We start from the raw sequence: 6,009 nt of genomic DNA, 5'->3' as shown, positions 1-6,009 counted from the left end.
TCCGCGTTCGCGCCGGCTCCCGGGCCTGCCCCTAATTCTGCTCCCGTGACCGGGTCATCGGTAGGTTCGGATTGAGTCCGTAGGGCCGCAGCCTGGATGAGCGCAGCCTCCGCTTTGCTAACACCCACGGAAGCTAATCCGTCTCCGCTGTCGACAGGTGCCATTTGAGTGCCCTCACTGATGTATTCCCATTTCTCCGCATTCCATGGGCCTCGCATATCCCCATCGCCCTGGGACATGTTGTAGTACTTGTCCGTGAAATTAGGATCCCCCGGCAGCTTGCCTGGCGGAAAGTTGGGCTCGATGGCGTACAGAGCTTTCTCGAACTGCTTCTGGTGCGCGACTTCGCGCGTCATCAGAAATCCAAGCGCTTCCCTTACGCCGGGGTCGTCGGTCAGGTTGATCAATCGCTCGTAGATGATTTTGGCACGCGATTCGGCCGCGATGTTGGAGCGCAGATCCGCAGTCGGTTCTCCGATCGTATCCACGTACGCCGCAGTCCAGGGTACGCTGCCGGAGTTGATCAACGCTGCTCCGCCCCCGTAGAGGAGCGACATCGTCTGACTGTCTCCGCCCTGATTCAGCATGCGGAAGAGCTCTCCTTCTTTACTGAGGCCTTCGGCGAGGGCACCCTTTACCCCCTTGTTCAGCATTACTACTATGGAGCCGATGACCTCCAGGTGGCTCAGCTCCTCCGTGGCGATGTCCAACAGCATGTCTTTGCGACCCGGATCATCTTCGGCGAGCGCCTGGCTGAAATAGCGCATCGCGGCGGCCAACTCGCCCTGTGGCCCGCCGAACTGCTCCAAGAGCAGATTTGCGAGTACGGGATTGGTTTGTGAGACTCGAACGGTGTACATCAAACGTTTGTTATGCGCGAACATTCATTCCTCGTATTGCATCAGAGCAATTGAATTGGAACCGTGCGTGCGGGTGCGCAGTCACGGGAGCCCACGGAATGCGGGCTTCTTCTCGGGCGATAATTACCCGGCGAATGGGTTTGCGGGAGGTGGGCAGGCGCTACGCCCAGCGACATCCATTGCACTTACTATTCCCGTGGGCCAATGAGGCACCCGTCGAGGCGCTAAACAGGGCGCCCATGCGCCGCCGCCAGGGGAGCGAAACGATCCGCGATCTGAGTATGCATCCTGGCGGCGCTTGCCATCCGGGAATTGCGTGCCTTCAGAGCCGCGATAGTCAATCGCGCATCGATGGTCGCCCAAGTGCATATCCCACAACGCGCCGCGCTCAACTCGGTATCTGGCGGTGGTCCGGAGGCCGCGATCCCGGTATCGTGACCCACCCATGGGCAACCTGCCGTTTGAAATCCTGCAGTGGACGCTCGCGTTGGCGGGCGTGTGGCTCACCAGCGGCACGCTGATGAACTTCAGCAGCCACCCGCACTGGTACATCCGCGGGTGGGACTTTCCGCGCGTGCTCACCGCCGCGCTGGCGCTGATCGTCGCGGCGGCGTGGGCGTGGGCGTGCGACTGGCAATGGTGGGATGGGGTGTTCCTCGCATCGCTCGTGGGGGTGGTTGGGATTCAGGTGTGGAACATCTACCCGTACACGCCGCTGGCCCGCCAGCAGGTGCTGCGCTCTGAACGGGTGGAGAACTTGCCGGCGTCGATCCGCCTGGTGGCGACGAACGTGCTGATGGAGAACCGGGAGTTCGACAAGTGGCGCGGCGTCATCCGCGCCGCCGACGCCGACGTCATCCTCGCGGTCGAGGTGGACGACGACTGGATGGAACGGGCCGTTCGCCCGCTGATGGCGGACTGGCCGCACGTCGTGGCCGAGCCACGGGACAACCGTTACGGCATGGTGCTGCTGAGTCGGCTGGAGCTGGTGAACCCGGAGGTCCGCCACGAGGTGCAGGAGGACATCCCGTCGATTCACTGCGGCGTCCGCCTCAAGAGCGGCGACGTAATCAACCTGCACTGCCTGCACCCGCGGCCGCCCGAGCCGCTGTCGAACCAGGACTCCACGCCGCGCGACGCCGAGCTCGTCCTCGTCGGCCGCGCCATCGCCGACGACCCCGCCAACCCGCCGACGATCGTCACCGGCGACCTCAACGATGTCGCCTGGAGCCACACGACGCGGCTGTTCCTGCGCCTCAGCGGCCTGCTGGACCCGCGCGTCGGGCGGGGCTTCTTCAACAGTTACAACGCGAAGAATCCGCTGTTCCGGTTCCCGCTGGACCACTTTTTCCACTCCAACGACTTCCGGCTGATCGAGTTGCGCCGCCTGGACTTCGTCGGCAGCGATCACTTCCCGATGTACCTCGCGCTGAGCTACGAGCCTGCTCGCCAGGAAGAGCAGCCCGAGCCGGAGGCAGACGCCAACGACCGCGAGCAGGCCGACGAGATGCTGGAGGACCAGGCGCAGGAGCAGGCCGCGGAGGCCGTCGGCCTTGGGCGTCGACCGTAAGCACGACAAAGGTCGAGACCTCGCAACCGTGGCATGGACGTCCCGCCCATGCCATAGCGGTGACAACCGGGCGCAACTCGCTAAAACCTACGACCATGCCTTCCCCCTGCCTCACTCGCGCCCGCGCCTACGCTGTCCACCTGCTGACCGCCAGCGGCGTCGTCGCGGCGTTCCTGGCCGTGGCCGAGCTGTTCGAGGACGTGCCGGACGAACGCGTCGTCTTCGCGTGGCTCGTCGTCGCGGTGGTGATCGACGCTCTGGACGGGCCGCTCGCCCGAGCGTGGGACGTCAAGCGGCTCGCCCCGGACATTCACGGGCGGACGATCGACGACATCGTCGATTACCTCACCTTCACGTTCGTCCCGTTGCTGCTCGTGTGGCGGATGGGCTGGGTGCCCTACGCCCCTGGCATTCTTGGCGTGGCGTGGATCGTACCCGCGCTGCTGTCGAGTTTGCTGGGGTTCGCCAACGTCGGAGCCAAGGACGAAGCGGCCGGGTACTTCCGCGGCTTTCCAAGCTACTGGAACATCGCCGCGTTCTACCTCGGCCTGGCCTTCCACGGCCTCGGCGAGACGGGGCAGTGGCTCAACGCCGTCGTCCTGCTGGCGCTGGCGGCACTGACCGTCTCGCCGGTGCGGTTCCTCTACCCCAACCTCACCCCGCGGCCTTGGAAGCTGCCGGTGATGCTCGGGGCGGCGGCGTGGCTGGCGGTGCTGCTGGGGATGCTGCTCGTCTACCGCCGGGTGCCCGGGTGGGTCGTTGGGGTGTCGCTCATATACCCGGCGTTCTACGCCACGCTGTCGATCCTGCTGGATCGCCAGCGGCACGGGCGGGCCTGCGCGAGGTCCCCGTAGGAGACGACGCTGGCCCACGCGAGCCTCTCCTTGATTGAAGCTATAGATGAGGGCACGGACTGCTAATTTGCAGGTCCCTGGTCCGCGCTCTTCTTCTCGGGTCTCCACTTCCGGATTGTGATTCCGGTTGTCTTGAACTGGTCTTGAGGCTGAATTCACGTATTGATCGATCCAGCCTCGGGCCACTTCGAGCGCGGCCTCTACCGCATCCTCGCCTGGGACGGACGTACTATGGGCAACCTCTCCGCAGCGAAGAGTCACGCCATCCTCGGCGATGGTGAAGGTCGCCCGTCATCCGCAAACGTCGTAGCGGCAATCGACTTCGACCACGAAGCCTCGATACTGCACCTCTGCCATTAGCGCAACCCGTCGTCCTTTACCGGCATCGGACGCGTCCCGATACGTTGAGCCCCAATCACGAGCGATGCCCCAGGGCGATTCCTGATCGGCGTCGCGGGGACATTGCTGTTCGTACCCGAATGCGCTGACCCTGGGTTTCCGGAAGGAGCGGCGCTTTGGCCTGGGCTGCTGCTCTCCCGCCAGGTGCTAATGGCCGGTGTGCCGCGGCTCATCATGACCGGTCGGGGATATCGACGCGGCTTTTGAAACGATGCCCCTGGCCACCCTTGTGCGGAAATGGGGTGGCCAATGCGCTCGTCGGTCGCACCAAAAAGGGCGGCAAAACTCGGCTTCGGATCAGTGCTTTTGTCGCCCCGCCCTGGAGGGGAAACAGAATTCGGGCCACAGGAATGGCGTTTGCGAACCACAGGCGGCACACCCCCTCTCCAGCCCCGGCAAAGGTAGATGAAGGCAGCTGATGCAGCCGCATCGATGACCTCGGCCAAGAACCGATTAAAAGGAAATAGTCATGGCCGTACAGTCCAACCCGGATACGCCGCGCAATCGCGGCAACGAAGACGCCCCGCATTTCAGTCCGACGCTGCCGTCCGAAGATGCCCGCACGGTACTGATAAATCAGATCTCATGGGGGGCAGTATTTGCCGGTGTCGTTGTGTCTTTGGCTGTACAACTCATCCTCAATATGCTCGGCATTGGCGTCGGCGCCTCGACTATCGATCCGCTGGCTGGAGAGAACCCGAGTGCAAAAAGCTTCGGCATTGGCGCTGGCCTTTGGTGGACTATCTCGGGAATCATCGCCGCGTTCGTTGGAGGTCATGTCGCCGGGCGCCTTGCTGGCAAGCCACGCGAATCCACAACGTCATGGCACGGGCTCGTAGCTTGGGCAATGGCCACTCTTGTCGTCTTCTACTTACTGACCACGGCCCTGGGCGGTCTGGTCGGTGGAGCGTATAGAACGGTCGCAGGCGCCATGGGCGGAATGGCGCAGGCGGCAGGCGGCGCGTTGCAGGCCGCCGCGCCGGTGCTTGACCGGGCCGATCCATTCGCCCAGATCGAGCACGCCATGCGGTCCGCGTCCGGCGGCGACCAGGCGGCATTACGTGATGCGGCGGTCACCGCAATGCGGGCCGCGGTCACCGGCGATGAGTCCCAAGCTCAGGCGGCGCGGGAGCGCGCTGCCGAGGCGATCGCCCGCGCTCAGAACATCCCGGTCGAGCAAGCGCGCACCCAAGTGCAAAACTACGAGCAGCAATACCGGCAGCGCATCAATGAGGTGAAGCAGCAGGCCACCGAAACGGCCGACGCTACGGCGGACGCTGTCTCGCGTGGTGCGCTCTTTGGTGCGATCGCGCTGATTCTAGGCGCAATCGCCGGATGGTTCGGCGGACGCAGTGGGACGGTCGCACCGACGCTCACCAGCGCACGACTTCGCTAACGCAAGTTGCGAGGCGCTAAAAGCAAAGCGCCTCGCACTAGCACGCGAACAGCCTAGGCAATATTAATTTCGCCGTCCTGGTCCATCAGCACCACGCCCGCCAATCGTCCCGGCAAGCACATGACGAAATCGCTGCCTGAGACGCGGCGGCACCGTCGCTAGCTCGTAAGGCTGCGTGATGTGCGGCGCTCTTCCCGCTTGTGCCGGTCGTTTTCGCCTGGGCGCGCTCCCCGAGTGTTTTTGCGCGAACCTGTTTGCCAGCGGCGGAAGAGATTGTGCCTGAGCGACTTCGCAACCATGCGGCAGATCTCCTCGAGTTCATCGCGCGTGATATGGAGATGGCACAGACGATCTCTGAGCAAGCGTCAAAGTCATGGGGGACCCGCAGCTCGTTCGGCTGATGACACCGAAGTGGAAAAGCACTCGGTCTTGCGGGTGGCTGATGGATTTACGATCGAGCAAGTCGTCAGCGAATTTCGCGCATTTGCGTGCTAGCGTTTGAACATGAGCGCGCAGCAGCCGTTAGACTCACGCTGGGAAATAACGAGATTCAGTGAGAAACCCTGCAATACCTCAACTCCATCACCGACTGAACCTGGTTCAATTGCTGAATTTCGGCGGGCAGCCTTACGACTTCACGGTGACCGGAAGCTCACGCACCCATGCCGACCTCGCTACGGCCGCCGGGCTCGCGGAGATTGCTACGTATGCCGACGGCGCCGGCGCGAATAAGCTGTACATAATTCCACGCAATGCGGACGGCACGCTCGGCACGCCGACTTCACTGGCCGCCGATGCCCGCGCGGTGGGACTCGAAGTCGTAATGTCCAATTTCCCGAACGAGAACCTCACGCAGCCGCTCGTTGGTAGTAGCTGAGCATTCCGCCGAGTCGTGTGCGTCGTTGGATAGGGCCGGTGTTCGCAGAGACT

Annotated in this window: 5 protein-coding genes; 4 read left to right on the top strand and 1 reads right to left on the bottom strand. The window is 63.4% G+C overall.

All coding sequences use genetic code 11. From position 1 onward, the window contains the following. The coding region (locus GEV05_30150; protein ID MPZ47547.1) for a manganese catalase family protein at positions 1-884 on the bottom strand (884 nt) is incomplete at its 3' end. Between the two features lie 421 nt (positions 885-1,305). Here GEV05_30150 and GEV05_30145 point away from each other — a divergent pair. The 4 genes from GEV05_30145 (at position 1,306) to GEV05_30130 (ending at position 5,956) form a co-directional block, all read left to right on the top strand. Next, positions 1,306-2,430 (top strand): endonuclease, encoded by a 1,125-nt coding sequence (locus GEV05_30145; protein MPZ47546.1) that lies wholly within the window; start codon positions 1,306-1,308, stop codon positions 2,428-2,430. A gap of 95 nt (positions 2,431-2,525) precedes the next feature. Beyond that, the gene (locus tag GEV05_30140; GenBank protein MPZ47545.1) at positions 2,526-3,284 is read left to right on the top strand and encodes a phosphatidylcholine synthase; all 759 of its coding nucleotides are present in this window, start codon (positions 2,526-2,528) and stop codon (positions 3,282-3,284) included. A gap of 868 nt (positions 3,285-4,152) precedes the next feature. After that, positions 4,153-5,079 carry a PhnA-like protein gene (locus tag GEV05_30135; protein MPZ47544.1) on the top strand — a complete coding sequence of 309 codons (927 nt, stop codon included), beginning with the start codon at positions 4,153-4,155 and terminating at the stop codon, positions 5,077-5,079. A gap of 604 nt (positions 5,080-5,683) precedes the next feature. Further along, positions 5,684-5,956, top strand: a complete 273-nt coding sequence (locus GEV05_30130) for a hypothetical protein (GenBank protein MPZ47543.1) — start codon at positions 5,684-5,686, stop codon at positions 5,954-5,956. Positions 5,957-6,009: the final 53 nt, after the last annotated feature.

The sequence above is a fragment of the Betaproteobacteria bacterium genome, from assembly GCA_009377585.1.
Taxonomy (GTDB): domain Bacteria; phylum Pseudomonadota; class Gammaproteobacteria; order Burkholderiales; family WYBJ01; genus WYBJ01.
The sequence above is the reverse complement of the archived record's forward strand: the minus strand, read 5'-3'. Positions and strand labels throughout refer to the sequence as shown.